General features: G+C 76.7%; 1 protein-coding gene. It reads right to left on the bottom strand.

Translation table 11 applies throughout. The features are described 5' to 3' along the window. The coding region (locus OZN99_RS32715) for a thiamine pyrophosphate-binding protein (protein ID WP_270939342.1) at positions 1–558 on the bottom strand (558 nt) is incomplete at its 3' end. Positions 559–814: the final 256 nt, after the last annotated feature.

Genomic DNA, 814 nt, shown 5'->3' with positions numbered 1-814 from the left:
CACCAGCCGCCGCTGCGGCACCTCGCCGGGCGCGCGACGCGCCGCCTCGCCGGTGAGGTCCAGGTGCACCGCCCGCCGCGCCTCCTGCGCCAGGTCGAGCAGCGCCACGACTTCTGCCGCCGGCGCGGGCCCGTCCGCGCGCGCATAGCCCGCCGCGAAAGCCGAGCTCGCCAGGCGGTGATCGAAATACTGGTGCGTCAGCCAGGAGAGCTGGCGCGGCGCGAAGCCGTCGGAGACGAGCAGCACGGGCGCACGCTCCAGGCTGGCGCAGGCCAGGCCGTTCAGCGCATTCGCCACCCCCGGCCCCTTGGTGGTGAGCACCACGCCCGGCGCCCCGGTCAGCTCGGCTTCCGCGATCGCGCCCATCGCCGCGGCGCCCTCGTGCTTCGCCAGCACGAAGCCAAGCCCGTGGCGCGCCATCCCCTCCAGCAGGTCGAGCGAGGAGCCGCCGCCGGGCACGCCCCAGATGCGCCGGGTGCCGCGCCGGGCCAGGTCGGCCAGCAGCGCCTCCGCGACGGTCCGCGGCGCCGTCCCGGCCGGGGTGGTGCCATCCGGCATCGCGCGTCCTCCCGAGATTCTGTGCAGGTTTATGCAACGCGAGACCGCCTGCGTCACCCCGGCCGGCTTGCCAGGGCGCACCGCGCGGCCTTGCATGCGGCCGCGGACGGAGGACGGACCATGCAGGATTTCGCGGGCAGGCGCGTGCTGGTGGCCGGCGGCAGCCGGGGGATCGGGCGCGCCATCGCGCTGGGCTTCGCGCGGCGCGGCGCGGCGGTGTCGATCTGCGCGCGCGGCACCGCCCCGCAAAATCCTG

It is taken from the genome of Falsiroseomonas oryzae, assembly GCF_027856955.1.
GTDB lineage: Bacteria > Pseudomonadota > Alphaproteobacteria > Acetobacterales > Acetobacteraceae > Falsiroseomonas > Falsiroseomonas oryzae.
Note: the sequence above shows the minus strand (reverse complement) of the source record. Positions and strands in the feature narration are given on the sequence as shown.